Genomic DNA, 19,228 nt, shown 5'->3' with positions numbered 1-19,228 from the left:
GACGCTTTGGTCAGCTTAATTTTAGCGATCGATTTATCTCAAATATACAACTGTTTGCTATGAATCCTAAACTTGTAGAGAGGTTGCAATCAACGTCTCTACTACTAATTTTAGCGCAAAATCATCCGAAAAATTGGACTACTTTTCAATGAAACTAGCGCCATTCTCCCTGCAAAACAAAAGCCGACCAATAATAAGGAGATTTCCAGCGAGTTTCAGTTTGCATTTCTATCTGAGCTAATCTTAAAGCCTCACTTGGCGAGTTTCCTTCTCTCAACATTAAACGATAAAATCGAGTCATCATTTCTGCCGTCGCTGCATCGTCTACATTCCACAAACTTACCAACAAACGTGGCGCACCTGCATACATAAATCCCCTGGTTAATCCTACCACACCTTCTCCTCGCACTTGTTTTCCTAATCCAGTTTCACAAGCACTCAAAACTACTAAATCGGCGGACAAATCCAAATTAAAAATATCATGAAGACGCAAAAAACCATTTTGAAAATTTCCCGCTTCATCTACCATCGACAAGACAATTCCTGATAGTTCCGGAGTAACGCTATTCATCAGTCCGTGAGTAGCAAAGTGGACAATTTGATACTGATTTAATTGTGGATTAGTTGCAGTCGCGCGATTAGCCTGAAAACCAAAAGCATAGCTACTTTTTGATTCCGGAACTAAATTAAGAATTGCTTCAGCTTCGGTTCGAGTTCCAGGAAGCCTCGCCCAAACTCCAATATCCATTATTTTTCCGGCGCGGTCAAGGGTATATTTTTCCCAATTTTCTCTCTCGGTTGAAGTTGAATTTTCTAAGCGTCCATCCTCAGAACTAAAAACGGGGTCGGCAATAATTGTAATAGTTTTTGGTGCGGGTTTTCTTTGTTGGAGATCTCGGCGCAAAATAGCTAAAATTGACGCCGAAGGTAGGTTAACAATTTCGTGTTTAGTTATTAACGGGACATAATCATTTCCCGAGGCAGAAAGGGCAGCAAAGGGCAGATAATGTAAACTTCCATCAGGTACAATTAATAAGCGTTGCTGACGTAATTGAGCGGCAACCGGAGCTAAAACCATTTCATACAGAGATTTTGAATCTGGAGATAAATTATTGGGGAAACCCCGCTTATTAATAACAGTTCTCCGGAACTCTTTAACTGCTTGTTCAATTTGGTTTTTGGGAGGTAATTGATAGCTAGTCAAACTATCTTTGGTAATCGCCCAGAGAAAACTACGTTTCTCACCAAGAGAATACTGCAAGATCGAGGTATCTTCATCGAGGATTTCTTGCTGAATTTCTCGAAGAGTGACAGGTTCAGGTTGAGTAATTGCCGCGTAACTGGGACTTTTTTCTCTAATTTTACTTTGGACTTCTTGATATTTTTTTAACAAATATTGTCGTTCTTGTTCAAGGGCTGTTTGCTCTTCTTTGGTCAACTCACGACTATAAAGTTCTACTCGCCGTTTTTCTAGTGCATCTAGTTGTTGTTGTAATTTCCGTTCTTGATTGACTAATTCTAAGTCAACGCCTTTACGAATGTCGGTATTCGCTTCTGCTAAAAGTTCTAAAAGGCTTCTGGCGCGGGTACGTTCGCTGGCGTTAATTGCTTGAGCATCGTATCCTTTTACTGGGTTCTTTTGGTGCAATTCCATCAATAAATCGATGTAAAATTCGTAGTAGTTTTGTTTCGATGCAAAGTAAGTTTGACGCTCTTGGAGATCCGATCGCGCTCTTTGTGCTTCAATGATTGAGATGGCTGCTTCAATGTTAGTTAAGGCGGTGTCGAGATTACCTAATTTGCGTTCGACAATGGCAATTTGGAAGAGAGTTTCTGCTTTTGGTTCGGGAAAACGCTCAAAAAGTGATAAGGCTTGGTTAAGGTATGTTAATGCTTGTTCTGAGTTGCCTAGTTCTGAGTAAACTTTACCTAGTCCGAGTAGAGGAGTAGCTTTTCCGTTATTTAGTTCCAGGGAAATTGTCCGCGATCGCTCAAAGTATGCTAATGCTTGTTCTAAGTTTCCTAATTGGTAGTAAAGTTCAGCTATATCTACCAGAGTAATGTTCATCCAGCCGCGATCGCCAGTTTCTTTGTCAATAGCTAAAGCTTGTTGATAATAAGTTAAGGCTTTTTCACGTTCTGCTAATTGATTATAGAATTGGGCGATCGTTCTGAGTATCGTTGCTTGTTCTCGACTATTTCCTAGCTCTTGATAAATGTTGCGCGATCGCTCTAAAATTTCTAAAGCGTTTTTTTCATCTCGGTATTGAGTGTAAAGTTTACCAATATTTTTCAGAATAGTTGCTTTTTGAGCGCGGGCGTTACTTTCTTCGGCAATAGTTAGAGCTTGATTGAAGAATTTTAAAGCTTGCTGCTGATTTCCTAATTTGACATAATGCTGACCAATTCTGATTAAAGTATCTATTTCTCCTTCAGGAAAGTTACTTTTTTGGTAAACTTTTATAGCTTGGTTGAAAAAATCTAACGACCGATCTAAATCTCCCAAATTTGTATAAAATTCGCCAATCCTAATCAGCGCCATTGCTTCTTGACTAAGATTACCTATTTTCTGGAAAATAGTTAAATATTCCTGTAAAGATGCTAAACTATTTTCTCCATCTCCTAATTGATAGCAAAGCTTGCCAATTTCCAAGAAATAACTTGCTTCGCTGACGCGATCGATAAATTTCTTCCCAGTTGTCAGCGCTTCCTGACAATATCTACTAGCTGCTTGGGGATTTTCTAAATATAAATAAAGCTGACCAATTTCGATTAAGCTTCTCGTTTCTAGTACAAGACGAGGATTATCAAGTTGTCGATAAACTAGCAAAGCTTGCTGATAAAATTCTAAAGATTTTGCTAAATCTCCTAGTTGTGAATAACGTTGAGCAATAGCATAAATAGTTCCTGCTTCACGTAAAAGATTGCCGCTTTCTTGGTATACTTTTCTAGCTCGAGCGAATGCTGCTAATGCCTTTTGGTGATTGTCTAATTGATAGTAAAGTTCGCCGATACTAATTAAGGTAAATGCTTCTTTTTCAGGATCTTTCAGTTCTTGATAAAGGGGAACTGCTTGCTGGTAAAATGACAAGGCTGTTTCTGGCTCTTTAAATCCCTTGTACTCCCGAGCAATATAAATTAGTAACCGTACTTCTTCTTCGCGAGAGCCACTTGTTTGATAAAGTTTTTGCGCTCGATTAAAAGCCGCTAATGCCTTGTCTTTTTCGCCTAATTTATAGTAAATTTTAGCCAACTGTGTCAAAACAAATTCTTGTTGTTGGTTATCAGCAATTTCCTGATAAATAGTTAAAGCTCGATTGTAAAAATCTACAGCTTTTTCGGGATTTTTTAACTTAAAATTAGTAGCGTCTGATGCAGAAAAGTAAAGACTTCCCATCCTAGTAAATGTCTTGGCTTCTGCTACGCGAGATCCTAATTCTTGATAAATTGCTAAAGCTTGATTAAACGCTGCTAAGGCTTTTTCTTCGTCTTCTAGTCGGTAGAAATATAAAGGAGCAATTTTCACAAGTAAATCTGCTTCCTGTTGGCGAGATCCAATGTTTTGATAAACCTTGACAGCTTGGTTAAAAAATGCTATTGTTTGTTCTGTTTCTCCTAATTCTTCGTAAAGTTCGGCGATCGCAATCAGAGTCTCAACTTCTCCCTCAGAATCTCCCAATTCTCGATCAACTTTGGCTGCTCGATTAAAAGCTGCCAACGCCTCAACTGAATTGTCTGAATTATAGTATAATTTGCCAATTGTAATTAAGAGATTAGCTTGCTGGTTAGCAAAATATAAGTCTTTTTCTGACTCTCCTAATTCAGAATAAAACTGCCTAATTCGTTCAAAAGTAGCTACTCCTTGGTTAAACAAGGAAATTGCTTTTTCCGTATCTCTTAAACCAGAATAAGCAAATCCAAGATTATTAAGCAGATAAGCTTGCGCAACTAAATCACCAATTTCTTGATAAATATTTAATGATTGCGTATAAAATTTTAAGCCGCTTTCCACATCTCCTAAATCACCTAGATAAACCGCACCCAAATGCTGTAAAATAATTGCTGACTGTGAGGAAGAATTAATTTCTTGAGCTATTTTTAACGCTTGATTATAGAAATCTAAAGCTTTTTCTGGATCGTCAATTTGGTAATAAATTTCACCTATACCGTCAAGAATTTCTGCTAATTGGTAACGAGCGTTAATCTCGCCTAAAATTTGGATTGATTCAGCAAAAGATGCGGTAGCTTTTTGTTTTTCTTGCCAACTTAGATAAAATTTGCCAAGATTATATAAAGCAATTGCTTCTCCTTCACGAGAGTCAATTTCCTGAAAAATTGTTAACGCTTGCTGAAAATAAGTAAGTGCTTCCTCATTCGAGTTTAATACATCAAATAAAAGTTGACCAAGCTTGTTGAAAACACGAGCTTCTTGCGAACGAGAGCCGATTTCTTGAGCTATATTTAAAGATTGATTGTAAAATTTTGCTGCTTGTTCCTTCGCGGTAGATTGTTGATTTGATAAAGTAGATAAATGACTGGGTATATGGAAATGACTGCGGTAAAATTGCCATACTGTTTGCTCTTTAGCAACTTCTGTATAGACATCACCCAGACTTTCGAGAATCATCGCTTCTTGAGTGCGATTTTCCACTTGACGAGATAAATTTAAACCTTCGTTGTAGTGTTTTACAGCGAGTTGAGTTGCACCCAATTTGTGGTAAACTTCACCTATTTTTACTAAGGTTAAACTTAATTGAGAATTATCTCCTGAATTACGCAATTGAGCAAGTTCTGCTTGCAATTTTGCGAGATTATCTAGTTGTGATGCGATCGCGTCTGGTTGAGAGGGCTGCACCCCCTGAGCAAAAAGCTGTTCTGTTGTCCTTTGGTTGCCATTTAAAGAGCTAGTTTGGAATTGGAGGTCATTTTTAATTGCGCCTATCGACTCGGAGCATAACACCACAGACAGCGAGAGAATTAAGCTCGACTGGGATAATAGCTGAATTAGCTTTTGGGTTGATAGGTGCATTACATAAGAGAAAATAATTAGAGACAGCTCGCGTTTTTGAAGAATGCTACTATTATCTTCAGTAAAAATGTTTGTGAAGCTAAAATTTAAACTAACTTAACACAGTTTTCTAACTTGCCAAATCTAGGTTATTTTTCCCACTCGCTAATTAAGCCATCTCCTTCAATTCGCAGTCTTCTTCCTCGCCAGTATACACTTCGTCCGAAAGCTCCCGTCAACCAAATTACTAAACTAAGTAAATCTCGTAGAGGTAGCGCCCACAACCATAATAATAGTTTCGGACAATTCATGCTGAAAATTGCCACAATTACTTGAGCATAGCGAAGTACAAATGTAATCAAGCTCAACGCGATCGCCCAATTTGCAAACTCCGATAACCAGAGCAAAGGAAGACAATAAACCGTACCGTAACAAAATATCATTGTATAGTAAATTGCACCCCGATTAAAGCGAATTGTTCTCGCCCAACGCAACTCACGTCGGAATACTTCCCAGACTGTTTCTTTACCTGTATCTGATTCTAAAACCTCGCGAGACAATTCGACTCGATAACCTGCTAAAGCTGCTCTTTTACCTAAATTATAATCTGAACCAATGCGATTTAGATGTAAGCCGCCAAAATCAGCTAAAGTTGATTTCCGAGTAGCAATAGTTACCCCGACAGCACAACGCAAACCACCATCAAGAAAACGGGAAATTAGTAAACTGGGAATGAAATCAAAGCAACGACCAAAAGAAGCAATTGCAGCGCCTAAAGATTGTGGATTTCTACCTACAAAAACGTTAGTTACCATACCTACTGATTCATTTTTTAATGGTGCTGTTACAGTATTAATATACTCAGAATTAACGCGAATATCGCTATCCGCAAAAATAATTGTTTCATGTTGAGCTTTTGCTAACAAATAACTAAGATTACTATCTTTATGGTTGCTTCCCTTGGGTGGCAAATCGGTATAAACTTGTACTCGATTGGGAGCAGTTGCCATCAATTTTTTCAGCAAAGGTATCGCCGGATCTTCAGGATTTGTTACGCCAAATAAAATTTCGTAATCTGGATAGTTTTGTTGACAAAAAGATAACCAATTCAACCACGCATCTGGATCTAGCCCACATACAGAAATCATGATTGATATAGGTGTTTTTTTCTCATTATTAACCTCTTCTTTGGCTGTAAAAAAATTAATGGTACAAAAAGTACAAGCAAGATAAAATAAGAGCGAACCACTAATTAAAACTACTAGCAAAGTGTTCATAAAAACTTAGTTATTAGTTGCTTTTTTACTTCCCGATAGTTTCTATCGATAATCTACCTTTGAAAGAAAAATTGCTGTTTTTTGTCAAAGGTAGTCGGTAATTAGATGAAATAAACAAAATTGGCTACGCATCGTAATTTTGTAGAGACATTATCTCTAACATCTCTACAAATTTCACTTTCACCAACTACCAATTTTGTTATCTACTTATGCCAAATAAAGTACCAACAGAACGGATCATATTTTCTGGTTCCATTGCGTCCATTGCGGCTGTAGGTTCGTAGCCACAATGTACCATACAATCAGCACATTTAGGATTGCCACTTTTGTGACCGTAGTTACTCCAGTCTGTTTTGTCTAACAATTCTTGGAAAGTTTGATAATAGCCTTCTCCGAGTAAATAACAAGGTTTTTGCCAGCCAAAGATGCTGTAGGAAGGACTTCCCCAAGGTGTACATTCGTAGTCTTTTGCACCAGTAAGAAAGTCTAAAAATAAGGGATTATGGTTAAAGTTCCAATTCTTTTTTCCTGCTTTATAAGGTGCTAAAATTTCCCTAAATAATGCCTTAGTTTGCTCTCTTTGCAAAAAGTGTTCTTGGTCGGGTGCTTTTTCGTAACTGTAGCCGGGAGAAATCATCATTCCGTCTACACCAAGATTAGTAAGAAACTCGAAAAATTCCTGCATTTCTTGGGGATTAATTCCATCGAAAACGGTTGTATTCGTAGTAACCCGAAACCCTTTTGCTTTGGCAGCTTTAATCGCTTGAATGGCAGTTTCAAAAACGCCTTTACGGTCAACACATTTGTCGTGTAAAGGTTGCAAACCGTCTAAATGAATGCTGAAAGTGAGATAAGTTGAAGGCTGAAACTTATGCAAATTTTTCTCTAATAAAATGCCGTTAGAACACAAGTAGATAAACTTTTTTCTAGCTACTAATCCTTGGACAATTTCGTCGATTTGGGGATGTAATAAAGGTTCGCCACCGGGAATAGAAACTATCGGCGCACCACATTCTTTTACGGCAGCAAAACATTGTTGAGGAGTTAAATGTTGCTTGAGAATTTCTTTGGGATATTGTATTTTACCGCAACCTGGACAGGCAAGGTTACACCGAAATAGTGGTTCTAACATTAATACTAATGGGAAGCGCTTTTTTCCCTGGAGACGTTGGGATATTAAATATTTTCCCACTGCGATCGCTTGTTCGACATGGATACCCATTTTTTCTCTCCTCTCACCGTTAATGAGCGATTAGAATTGATCTACATAACCTCGCTCTAGAAACCAATTTACGGCATCTTGCACGGCAATGGTGAGGTTTGTTTGGGGTAAACCTAGTTCTCTGACTGCTTTGTCAGCTTTATAGTACATCTTTTGCTGCGCCATTTTTACGCCGTCGAGGGGGACGGAGGGGGTTTTTCCTAGGGGGGCGAGTAATTTTTCGTCGATCCAGGCTACACTTAAAGGCAGCCAGACTGGTAAAGTTTGGGTGGGGGCTGGTTTGACCGTGACTTGGGCGAGTAGCTCTAGGAACTCTTTTAAGGTAAGATTTTGATTACCGAGGATGTAGCGCGATCCGGTTTTTCCTTTTTCTAAGGCGAGTAAATGTCCTTGGGCTACGTCTTGGACGTGGATTAAGTTTAGTCCGGTGTTCACGTAAGCTGGCATTTGTTGACGCAAAAAGCGCAAAATGATGTCTCCGGTGGGTGTGGGTTTGATGTCCCACGCGCCAATTGGGGTGCTGGGGTTGACAATTACGACATCTTGTGCTAGGGAAATGGCTTTTTTTGCCTCTTGTTCGGCGAGAAACTTGGACTTCTTGTAATCACCGACGAGTTTTGTCAGAGGACTTTGATAAGTTTCGTCTACAGGTGTTCCCGCTTCACCAACACCGATCGCAGCAACGGAACTGGTATAGACTGTGCGTTCGATTTTGGCTTCACGGGCGGCAGCGAGGACATTTTGGGTCGCGATCGCGTTATTTTGGTAAAGAGCCTCTCGATCGGCTTGCCAGAGGGAATACAGCGCCGCTACGTGGAAGAGTACCTGACATCCTTGCATTTTCGCAGCTAAATCGCGATCGCGCAAATCGCCTTGGACAAGTTCTACATCCAAACCTCGAAGATTATCTAAACGAGAAGTAGGACGTACCAAACAGCGTACATGATAGCCAGAAGCTAACAGCGATCGCACCACATTAGCGCCGATAAATCCTGTACCTCCGGTTACAAATGCTCGTATCATAGGGGATAGGGGATAGGGGATAGGGGGAAGACAAGGGAGACAAACTGATAACTATTTCATGCGGCTACGTGATAACTGAAAAATGACTCAAAGCGGAAATCGATTTTCCCAGCAGAGAAAAAAATTTTACCAGCAAATAGAGGAGAAAAGCGCGATCGCCAACGAGATATTTCCTCCCACCTCATCAACTCACAAATCTATCCTACCTTGGTATTGGCGCAAACTCCCACTGGGCAAGCTTTCTGGGGCGCAAGTCTTCCAAACTCTTTTTCTGCAACCCCCAGATCGAACCAACCACAATCACAACAATAAAATTCAGCAAATTGCTACTCTTCTCGAAAGTCCCGCTAATTCCACCGATACCAAACTAGCCCGATATTCCCTTTGCGCGGGTTCTCCCCGCATTATTAAAGGTAAACCTCAGCTATGGACACCACCCCTAGGAGAGATTTTACCCTTTCTAAGTCACTTATTAGGAGACAAGGGGGACAAACTGATAACTACTAATCCCCAATCCGCGATCGCCAATCTACCTTTTACAGGTGGCTGGTTAGGATGGTTGGGATACGATTTAGCATGGGAAATCGAACAATTACCCCAACAAAACACCGATTCACTTCCCTTTCCTATAGCTTATTGGTACGAACCAGAATCTTTTGCCATTCTCGAACATGAACAGCAAATTCTTTGGCTAGCTGCAACCGATTTTACTCAACTCAATTTGATGCAAAATAAACTGGAAAATCTCGAGCCAAAAACACCAAATTATCCGCCAAACCAACCAGAAACTTCTATCTCGCCCATTTTCCAAATGTCTCAACAAAAATACGAAAATGCGGTAAAAAAAGCCCAAAAATATATTCAAGCTGGCGATATTTTTCAAGCCAACTTATCTTTGCGCTTTGAAACCGAAACTTCCGTCGATAGTTGGTCAATTTATCAAGCATTACAACAGATTAATCCTTCGCCCTTTGCGAGTTATTGGCAAACTCCTTGGGGTGCAGTAATTAGTTGTTCCCCGGAAAGGTTAATTAAGTTATTAGGAAACCAAGTTGAAACTCGTCCCATTGCAGGAACGAGATCGCGAGGTATTACTCTAGCTGAAGACGAAAAATTAGCCCAAGAATTGATTTCTAACAGCAAAGAAAGAGCCGAACATATCATGTTAGTTGACCTCGAACGCAACGATCTTGGCAGAGTTTGTGAGTGGGGAACTGTTAAAGTTGATGAACTTTTAACGATAGAAAGATACAGTCATGTAATGCACTTAGTTAGCAATGTAATCGGGAAATTAGACCCTAATTGTGATGCCATCGATTTAATTCGTGCCGTGTTTCCTGGAGGGACAATTACTGGCTGTCCGAAAGTACGCTGTTTAGAAATTATTGAAGAACTAGAACCAGTAAAACGTAACTTATTTTATGGTTCCTGCGGTTATTTAGATTGGCGGGGAAATCTCGACTTAAATATATTTATTCGTACTTTACTTTATGCAAAAATTAATAATAGTAATCAAGCAAAAATTTGGGGGCAAATTGGTGCGGGAATTGTTGCCGATAGCGACCCCCAAAAAGAATGGTTAGAATCTTTACAAAAAGCCCAAGCACAACTGAAAGCTTTAAATATAGCAATTATTTAATTATCGAGACGTAGTATTGCTACATCTCTACAAATTGATAAATCTATATTCATATCGAGTAGTCGATTTGGGAATGGGTAAACAGCCATCCAAAGGAAACGCGATCGCTTCTTCGATTTACCGATCCTAGTCTGAGAGCGTTAATTCAAGATCCTCAAGCAGAAACCAAGAAGTGGTATAATCGCTGGCATATTAACCCCACAGCATTTTATGTCATTTGAGAGAGATTTTTGCGCTCGCTTTCTCCTAATAATCCCCCTGAATACTTCCTAAATCCTTTTTTGGAGCTTTGGTTTTGCAAAAGACTTCATCGAAAATATTTACATGGAAGCATCGACATCCCAGTTGTCTATGTCATCATCGGTTCGGTTGATGTAAAAACTTTGCCGATCCTGTATAATATTTTTTTCCAGTTTTTTCAAAGTACCAAAATGCTCTAGAATTGAAGATCAGTGAATATCTCGATTAGTTAAGAGAGAAAGCGTCTTAAAAATCTCGAACAAATAAATTAAGACGCAGTCTGCTATTATTTGACGGGGTGGAAATTTTTTCTCAACGATCTATTTAGGTATTTAATCATGACTGTCTGCATCAACGGAAAATTTCTGAATTCTAATGAAGCGACAATTTCTATATTCGATCATGGATTTCTTTACGGCGATGGAGTATTTGATACTATTGCCGCCGTTAATGAAAAAATTTGGTGGCTTGATGAACATCTAGATCGTCTTATTGAAGGCTGTAGTTCCATCTCCCTAAAACATCCTTGGTCAAAAAGCGAGCTGATCGAGCTGACTAAAGAGACATTTCACCGAACCGAGGGACGAAATGGGCGAATCCGCATTACCATTACACGTGGTGTCGGTGAGGTGCCTAGTTACAGTATAGAAACTTGTAAACCCAATCTAGTTATCTTTGTAACACCACTTGATTTTCCCGAAGAAAGTAAATACTCAAAAGGGCTTTCTTTGAAGTCTGTTAATTATTCTCGGGTATTTCCCAAGGTTAAGAATCTTAACTTTCTACCATCGATAATCGGATATACAGATGCCAAAAAAGCTGGCTTCGATGATTCGGTTTTCGTGAATTTCGATGGATACGTCACGGAAGGAACAACTTGGAACATTTTTCTTTTTGCCGATCGCAAACTGATCGCACCAGGGGATTCTATCCTAGTTGGGGTAACGCGTAACAAAGTAATTGAACTTTCCGAATCGCTGGGAATTGACATTGAAGTAAGACCTGTTTCACTTCAAGAACTTTATTCAGCCCAAGAGGTTTTTGCCACTGGTACAACCAAGCGCATTCTGGGAGTTACTAAAATAGACGATTTCGTTATTGGTAAAGGCTCTGTTGGCGAATTAACACGTAAACTCCTTGAAGAATTTCGACGAGTTTATTATTAAAAAAAACCAAGGCGAAGAGAGGTAACTGTCAAAAATCAAGGACTATTTCTAGATAAATAATGAAGAGCTTTGCCGAAAAAAACCAAGGCGCTAATTAAGTCATTCCTTGAGCATAAAAAATAAGAGAGTTTGCGAGCAACCCCTCCAAACTCCGAAATGCTTCTTCAACCAGGCGGCTAAATTTGTAGCTTTACAGTTTTCTCAGAGGGCGATTGGTGGGTGGCGTTCCAAATCCATCAGCACAGTTATCTAAATCTGACACTTAGGAAAAAGCCAAATCGTCTGGGGGTGCGATCGCGGGAAAAAGAGAGCGCGGACTAAAGATAGTAGCGTAGTTCCAGGGTTCGATATGCTGTAAAATCAGAGCGAAGAACTAATTGGTTAGAGCTTCCTAAAATTGCTTGCTTAAACAGTTCAGTTAAACAACTCTGCGCCAAGAAGCTTTAACCTGAGAAATGGCTCAAGTAAAAGACAGTAAAAACCTATGACTGCTGAAGAAGCTCTGGCAACCCTAGAAACAATTGTGGGAAAAGAGTCTTTAAATGAAATTCAAAGACTTGTTTTCCTGCAAGTTTGGGAGCAAAAAACTTATTCCGAAATTGCTCAAAGTGCAGGCTACGATGATGGGTATGTTAAATATGTCGGCTTCCGGCTTTGGAAACTCCTCTCTGCCACCCTAGGCGAGAAAGTGACAAAAAGTAACGTACACTCGAGGCTTACGCAGTTCGCCCTGAGAGAAAACTCTTCAACCTCAAATCAACACCACAGAACACAAACTCTTTCTCGCTTAAAATCCCCAATTCAAAATCAAATAGATTGGGGAGAAGCAATTGACGTTTCCCTTTTCTATGGACGTATTGAAGAGTTAGTGACACTCAAGCAGTGGATCGTTCAAGATCAATGCCGATTAGTTGCCTTGCTAGGTATGGGTGGCATAGGCAAAACAGCTTTGTCAATTAAATTAGCCCAACAAATACAGCAACAATTTGACTATGTGATTTGGCGATCGCTTCACAACGCGCCTTCCCTAGAATCCCTCTTAGCAACTTTAATCCAATTCCTCTCCCACCAGCAGGACATCGATTTACCTGAAGCGATCGGCGATCGTATTTCTAGACTATTAGACTACCTCCAAAAGCATCGCTGTCTGATTATCCTCGATAATGCAGAGACTGTCTTAGCTACTCACATGGGAGGCAACACTCTTACTGGTCATCAAGGCTATAGTGAACTCTTTCGACGAATAGGAGACTCACCTCATCAAAGTTGCTTGGTACTCACCACTCGAGAAAAGCCCAAAGAAGTAGCAATTCTTGAAGGAGAAGCATTACCTGTACGCACTTGGCAACTATCAGGTTTAACCGCCAAAGAGGGGCTAGCAATCTTTAGTAGTAAAGGCAACTTCTCTGGGACAGAAAATGAATGGCAGCAGTTAGTTCACTCCTATGGAGGTAACCCTCTAGCCTTGAAAATTGTCACTACGACGATTCGTGATTTATTTAACGGTGATATCGCTCAATTTCTTGCTCAAGGTACTATCGTTTTTGGAGATATTCAAGATCTCCTTGACCAGCAATTCCATCGCTTATCAGACCTAGAGAAAGAAATAATGTATTGGCTAGCGGTCGATCGCGAACCAATCACCATTGCCCAACTCCAGTCTAATTTGCTATTCCCTTGCTTTCTCGATCGAGTCTTAGCAGTTTTAGAAACTTTAGAACGACGCTCCCTCATTGAAAAAAGCCAAACGCTGTTTACGCTGCAACCTGTCCTCATCGAGTATCTGACAAAACGATTAGTTCAACACATAGGCTGGGAAATTCAAAACGAAGCCATTGCTGATTTCAAAACTTATGCCTTAATCCAAGCAAAAGCCAAAGACTATATCAAGGAAACCCAAATTAAGCTCATCCTTAAACCGATTGCCGAACACCTTCTGCAAACATTTGGGACTAGAGATAAGCTCAAAGACCGATTGCTCAAAATCCTCTCAAGCTTACAAGGTAAGCTAGCTATTGAAACCGGATATGCAGGGGGAAACACAATTAATTTACTACGTTACCTCAAGTGCGATCTGAGCAATCAAGATTTTTCCTATCTAACTATTTGGCAAGCAGATCTTGAAGGAGTAATTTTACGCAATTGTAATTTTTCTAGTTCAGACTTATCCAAATCTACTTTCACCGAAAACTTCAGCCATATTTATTCCCTAGCTATCAGTCACGATGGTAAGCTAATTGCCTCATCTGATACTCATGGTGAAATTTGTTTGTGGCGGGCTAGCGATGGACAGCCGCTTCTAGCTTGGGCAGCCCACACAGGAACTATTCGTTCGATTGAGTTTAGTTGTGATGGGAAAACCCTGATTAGTGGCGGGGATGACTGCCTGATTAAACAGTGGGATGTTGCCACGGGTCAATGTTGTCAAACCTTGCAAGCACATCAAAATGTCATTTGGTCTTTAGCTGTTAGCCCAGATGGTCAGACCCTTGCTAGTAGCAGTGCCGATTGTACAATCAAACTCTGGAATCTGAACACGGGGCAAGTGTTGAGAACCTTATCAGAACGTCCCAGTTGGCCGATCTCCCTCAGATTCAGTCCTAACGGTCAAATCTTAGCTGGTAGCGTTGCTGTTGTGGGAAATATCAATTTTTGGGAGGTTGCGACAGGTGAAGTAGTGAGAACATTACCTGCTTATCCAAATACTGTATGGTCTTCCATCAGCTTTAGTCCGGATGGTCGAATGCTCATCAGCGGTGGGATGGATTGCAGCTTAGCTTGGTGGGATCTAGAATCCGGACAGTGCTTGAGAAAGTTTAAAGCGCATCAAGATTGGATCTGGTGGGTAGCGTGCAGTCCCAATCAGCCAATAATAGCCAGTTGCAGTGCCGATCGAACGGTTAAAATATGGGATATCAACACGGGTCAACTGCTCAGGACGTTATGGGGTCACGAATATGGGGTACGAGTAGTTTTGTTTAGTGGTAACTGCCAAACCTTGATCAGTAGTGATGAAGGACAAACGTTGAAAGTATGGGATCTGCATACAGGACAGTGCCTAAAAACTCGGCGAGGATATAGTAGCGGGGTATGGGCTATCGCCTTTAGCCCTGATGGTCGAACCCTCGTCAGTAGCGGTGAAGACCAAACTCTAAAACTGTGGGATGTGCCCACGGGTTGCTGCTTAAGAAGGCTTAGAGGACATCAAGTCTGGGTTCGCGCTGTTGCCTTTAGTCCTGATGCTCAAACGGTAGCAAGTGCTGGGGTAGACGGTTTTGTCAAACTGTGGCGGGTTAGTACGGGTGAGTGTGTACGAACGTTCCAGGGGCATACCAGTTTCGTCTGGTCAGTTGCCTATAGTCCCACCGAACCAAATTTAGCCAGTTGTAGCGTGGATCAAAGTGTACGTATTTGGAACCTCAAAACAGGTCAATGTCAATTTGTTTTAGAGCAAACGAGTCCAGCGATCGCCGTCACCTATAGTCCAGATGGACAATGTTTAGCCAGTTATGGTATCGACCAGGGGATACGCCTATGGGACGTTCATACAGGTAAATGTCTGAAGATACTCCAGAGTCACTCTGATTGGGTTTGGTCGCTCATGTTCGATGGGATCTGGTCGCTCGCGTTTAGCCCAGAAGGTCAAACCATAGCTAGTAGTGCAGAAAATTGTTCAATTCGCATTTGGGATGTCGCGACGGGTCAATGCCTCAAGCAGTTACAGGGACATACTAGTCCCGTTGTCTCTGTTGCCTACAGTCGGGATAGTAAGAAACTCGTCAGTGCGGCTATGGAACCAACCCTCAGAATTTGGGATGCTCGCACTGGTCAATGTCTGAGATTGTTAGTAGGACATACAAAGTGGGTTTATTGTGTTGCCTTCACCGTATTACCTGGAAAGTCCACACCTGTGCTAGCTAGTAGTAGTGAAGACCGAACGATTCGGTTTTGGGATATCGACACGGGTGAATGTCTCAAAGTCCTTAGAAGTGAAAGACCTTACGAAGGCATGAAGATTACAAATGCCCTCGGTTTAACTAAGGCGCAGCGCGCGCGATTGAAAGCTTTAGGAGCAATTGATGACCAAGATGCTACTGGGTATAACCCCACTCAGAGAATAGCTGAACCCTTTAAATCCTAGTGGTTGTAGCGATTAAAGTCTTAGCGATCGCCTATTTCTGATTCTACGCGATCTTGTACAGCGAACCTGTAGCTACGTTGACACTTTTGAAAATAGGGCGATCGCCTCAAAATCCGCTACTAGAGTTGCTTCCCCATCCATATATGTATCCAGTATGAGGATGGGTAAAGAACGCTGAATTATTCAAGGTTACTAACTTTTTCAAGTTTGTTAAGTTAGTAACTTTAAAATTCTCAGATGTGACACTCAGGCTAAAAACTCTACTATTTAACCTTTTTCGAGGAAGTAGTCCAAGAATTTACAGCTTTTCGATCTCGGAAAAAGGTTCATCATTCTTAAGGGCTTAGGATTGTTTCCCTTATCCAGTCTGCTTTATAGGCGACTTATCGCCCTCATCGTTAACTTATAACTAGTTAGTAACTGACAAACTTAACTAAGCTTAATATCATGACTTTAAAGGTTAAGGTTGTTAATCAACTGATTGATAACAACCTCATTAGTCAAATGTCGTGTCCAGTAGAATTAGCAGATGGTGAGGCGAGTCCTCTTGCCTTAACAGATCCTTTGTTACCTAGCCAGAGGTGATTTCTAAGCTTTCAACTGTTGATGGAGTTAGCTCTTTAGCCATATAGTTATCAAATTAACTAACCGACAGCTAAAAGAATGTCTTCCTGAGAAGACTCCCTTCTTAGGTTATCTAGAGTTTATAGACAACTCGTACAGTGATGCCTCCCTGGTTTGAGAGATGATGTAAACACTTTGATAAAGTCTTCAAAACAAAGCACAAAAAACAGAAATTATCCTAATTAATACAAGCGATAGAAGCAACAAAACAAAAAAAAAAAATAAAATAACGCGAAGGAAGGGAACCCAAATATCTCGGATATTTCACTAAAAATTGGCAATTTATTTTCTAAAGATCGAGTCAAGCAACTGATATAATTTTTGAGGTTTGATTAGTTCCCTACGCGTGAGATGTAAATTTCATTTGCTTTCAGCTAAACAACAAATCGGTATAACATTCATGAGGAGGCGGAAGGATTTCAATGATACAGCAGTTGAAATCAGCAGAGGAAATGCCTGGTAGCTATGGACTTCCTTTATTAGGAGAAACTCTGGAACTGTTTACGAGAGATGGATACAGTTTTCTTTGGGAACGTTTCCAGCGTTATGGTCCTGTCTTCAAATCATCTCTTACAGGTAAGAAATGCGCTATTTTAGTTGGTCCCGATGCCAACAAACTCTTTATGCAAGAAAAAGCTGATAATCTATCTGCTTACTTAGGCTGGAAGTTTGTGCTTGAGCCCTTTGTGGGAAGACCCATCTTTATGTATGATGGGCAAGAGCATCGTCGCCGACGTCGTCTAATGGCTCCCGCTTTCAGTGGGCAAGTAGTAGCCGAATACTACTTTAAGACTATGGACTACGTCATCCAATCCTTCCTCAAAGACTGGGCAGAGGGGGGTACAATACCTCTACTTGAAGAGTTGCGCAAGCTCATCCTAAGCGTGAGTATCAGGCTTTTTCTGGGAATAGAAAGAGAGAATGAAGTTGAGGATATTAGTCAGGTCTTTAAAACACTTAGCGAAGGATTCATGACAGTATTGCGCCTGGATATTCCTCTAACAGCTTATGGTCGCGCTCGGAATGCCTCTCGTCAGTTGCGAGCTTTGTTAAAAACAATTATTGCCGAACGTAAAAGCCAAGGTAATTTGCAAAAGTATCGAGATGCTCTAAGTTTTTTGCTAGTGGCAGTTGATGAAGATGGCAATTCTTTAAGCGAATCAGAGGTTATTGATGAAGCATTATCACTGCTAAATGGCGCTTATACAACTACCCCTGTGTTGATATCTTCACTCATATTTGAGTTGTCTGCTAATCCCACATGGCGCGAACGCCTGCGCCAGGAACAAAAGCAAATTTGTGGGGAGAAAGTGCTCGCTTTAGAACATCTCAAACAGTTTACTCAGATGACCTATGTACTCAAAGAAGTAGAACGTTTATATCCTCCAAGTCCTTTCTTCTTTCGTGGTGTAGTTAAAGATATTGAATATGGAGAATACCATATTCCAGCAGGCTGGTATGTTGCTGTCTCACCACTACTCACACATCGTATGAGCGAAATTTATTCCGAGCCCAATAGCTTCGATCCAGAGCGTTTTGCGCCACCTCGCGAGGAAGACAAACAATATCCCTTTTCCCTAGTGGGTTTTGGGGGAGGTGTTCATAACTGTCTTGGTTTTGGATTTGCTCAGATGTTGATGAAGATACTACTTTCACATTTATTACGCCATTACGATTTGAGGTTGACACCTGAGCTTTCGGAGATTGAATCAATTCGTAAAATTGAAATGCCTAAGCAGAAAAAATTTCTTGAAATTCTGGAAAATTTTCGCTTAGACTTTACCACTTTGACCGCAATGTGAAAACATCAATTTGAGTAAAAAAAACGGAAAATTTTCAAATTTGAGCTGATTAGTAATAAAGTTCATGGTAAAAGATCCAATTTTGTTAGATGATTGGCATGTCATTGCACGTTCGCAAGACTTGCAACCTGGAAAAATCCTCTCCAAGCGCCTACTGGGCGAAGACATAATCCTTTGGCGTAATGGCGAACAAGTTTTGGCGTGGAAAGACTTATGTCCGCATCGAGGAGTACCTCTTTCCCTGGGATGGATTGAAAAAGACACTGTTGTCTGTTCTTACCACGGGTTAGTTTTTAACACTGAAGGTAAATGTGTCTTAGTTCCAGCCACTCCAGACCAACCGCCTTCTGCACGAGCTTGTATTCAAACTTACCAGGCTCGAGAGCGCTACGATCTGATTTGGGTTTGTCTGGGAACACCAAAAAACGATCTTGTCCCCTTTCCGGAGTGGGATGATTCGAGCTACAAAAAGATTTTCTGCTGTGGATATTATTACAATTCTAGCCCTCTAAGAGCACTAGAAAATTTTATGGACCCAGCTCATACGGCTTTTGTTCATAATCAATTATTGGCTAACTCCAGCCATCCAAAAGTAACTAATTATCACTTAGAATTGCATCCCGATGGCGTTGATTTCAAATTTGCGATCTCCGCAATTGATTTTCAATCGGGAGAGCCAAACTCGATGGCTTTAATTCCTTACCATTTTCGGATTTCTCGTCCTCTGATTTTAAGTTTACAGCTAGGAACAGATGAGCGACACTTTAAGGTTTTTTGTGCAGTAACCCCAATCGATGAGGAAGAGTGTATTGAGTGGCACTGGATGTTGGTCAACTATGACCATAAAGTTTCCAAGGAAGCTTTTCAAGCCTTGCAGGACAAGATTGCAAGTCAAGACATAGCCATTGTCGAAGCTCAAAAACCCAGACGTCTCCCTTTGAACTTATCAGCAGAAGTACATCTGCCAAGCGATCGCTATTCTATGGCTTACCGCAAATGGCTAAAACAACAGGGTGTAACCTTTGGCACTATTTAGAAACTATTTATATTAAGACTTATCAAAGCTACAGAGCACATTCGATCTCA

The 19,228-nt window shown here is 40.6% G+C and carries 10 protein-coding genes; 6 read left to right on the top strand and 4 right to left on the bottom strand.

What is annotated here, in order from left to right; translation table 11 throughout:
- Positions 1–154 precede the first annotated feature (154 nt).
- The 4 genes from G3T18_RS12980 to hpnA form a co-directional block, all read right to left on the bottom strand.
- Entirely contained in the window at positions 155–5,029 is a 4,875-nt protein-coding gene (locus G3T18_RS12980; protein ID WP_224410985.1) for a CHAT domain-containing tetratricopeptide repeat protein, read from the bottom strand.
- Positions 5,030–5,157: 128 nt separating this feature from the next.
- On the bottom strand, positions 5,158–6,285 hold the full coding sequence (locus G3T18_RS12975; RefSeq protein WP_224410984.1) for a glycosyltransferase: 1,128 nt from the start codon (positions 6,283–6,285) through the stop codon (positions 5,158–5,160).
- Positions 6,286–6,484: 199 nt separating this feature from the next.
- Entirely contained in the window at positions 6,485–7,507 is a 1,023-nt protein-coding gene (gene hpnH / locus G3T18_RS12970) for an adenosyl-hopene transferase HpnH (RefSeq protein WP_224410983.1), read from the bottom strand.
- A 30-nt stretch (positions 7,508–7,537) separates the two neighbouring features.
- Positions 7,538–8,530, bottom strand: a complete 993-nt coding sequence (gene hpnA / locus G3T18_RS12965) for a hopanoid-associated sugar epimerase (RefSeq protein ID WP_224410982.1) — start codon at positions 8,528–8,530, stop codon at positions 7,538–7,540.
- An 82-nt stretch (positions 8,531–8,612) separates the two neighbouring features.
- Between hpnA and G3T18_RS12960 the strand changes: the two genes are divergently transcribed.
- From G3T18_RS12960 to G3T18_RS12935, 6 genes are all read left to right on the top strand, one after another.
- On the top strand, positions 8,613–10,169 hold the full coding sequence (locus G3T18_RS12960) for an anthranilate synthase component I (RefSeq protein ID WP_224410981.1): 1,557 nt from the start codon (positions 8,613–8,615) through the stop codon (positions 10,167–10,169).
- A 578-nt stretch (positions 10,170–10,747) separates the two neighbouring features.
- The gene (locus G3T18_RS12955) at positions 10,748–11,575 is read left to right on the top strand and encodes an aminotransferase class IV (RefSeq protein WP_224410980.1); all 828 of its coding nucleotides are present in this window, start codon (positions 10,748–10,750) and stop codon (positions 11,573–11,575) included.
- Positions 11,576–12,059: 484 nt separating this feature from the next.
- Complete coding sequence (locus tag G3T18_RS12950; RefSeq protein WP_224410979.1) at positions 12,060–15,716, top strand: WD40 domain-containing protein; 3,657 nt, start codon at positions 12,060–12,062, stop codon at positions 15,714–15,716.
- A 447-nt stretch (positions 15,717–16,163) separates the two neighbouring features.
- Positions 16,164–16,301 (top strand): hypothetical protein, encoded by a 138-nt coding sequence (locus G3T18_RS12945; protein WP_224410978.1) that lies wholly within the window; start codon positions 16,164–16,166, stop codon positions 16,299–16,301.
- A gap of 461 nt (positions 16,302–16,762) precedes the next feature.
- Entirely contained in the window at positions 16,763–18,142 is a 1,380-nt protein-coding gene (locus G3T18_RS12940; RefSeq protein WP_224410977.1) for a cytochrome P450, read from the top strand.
- Between the two features lie 64 nt (positions 18,143–18,206).
- Complete coding sequence (locus tag G3T18_RS12935) at positions 18,207–19,178, top strand: aromatic ring-hydroxylating dioxygenase subunit alpha (RefSeq protein ID WP_224410976.1); 972 nt, start codon at positions 18,207–18,209, stop codon at positions 19,176–19,178.
- The last annotated feature ends 50 nt before the right edge of the window (positions 19,179–19,228 follow it).

This window comes from Oscillatoria salina IIICB1, from assembly GCF_020144665.1.
Lineage (GTDB): Bacteria > Cyanobacteriota > Cyanobacteriia > Cyanobacteriales > SIO1D9 > IIICB1.
This window is presented reverse-complemented; position numbering and strand designations above follow the sequence as displayed.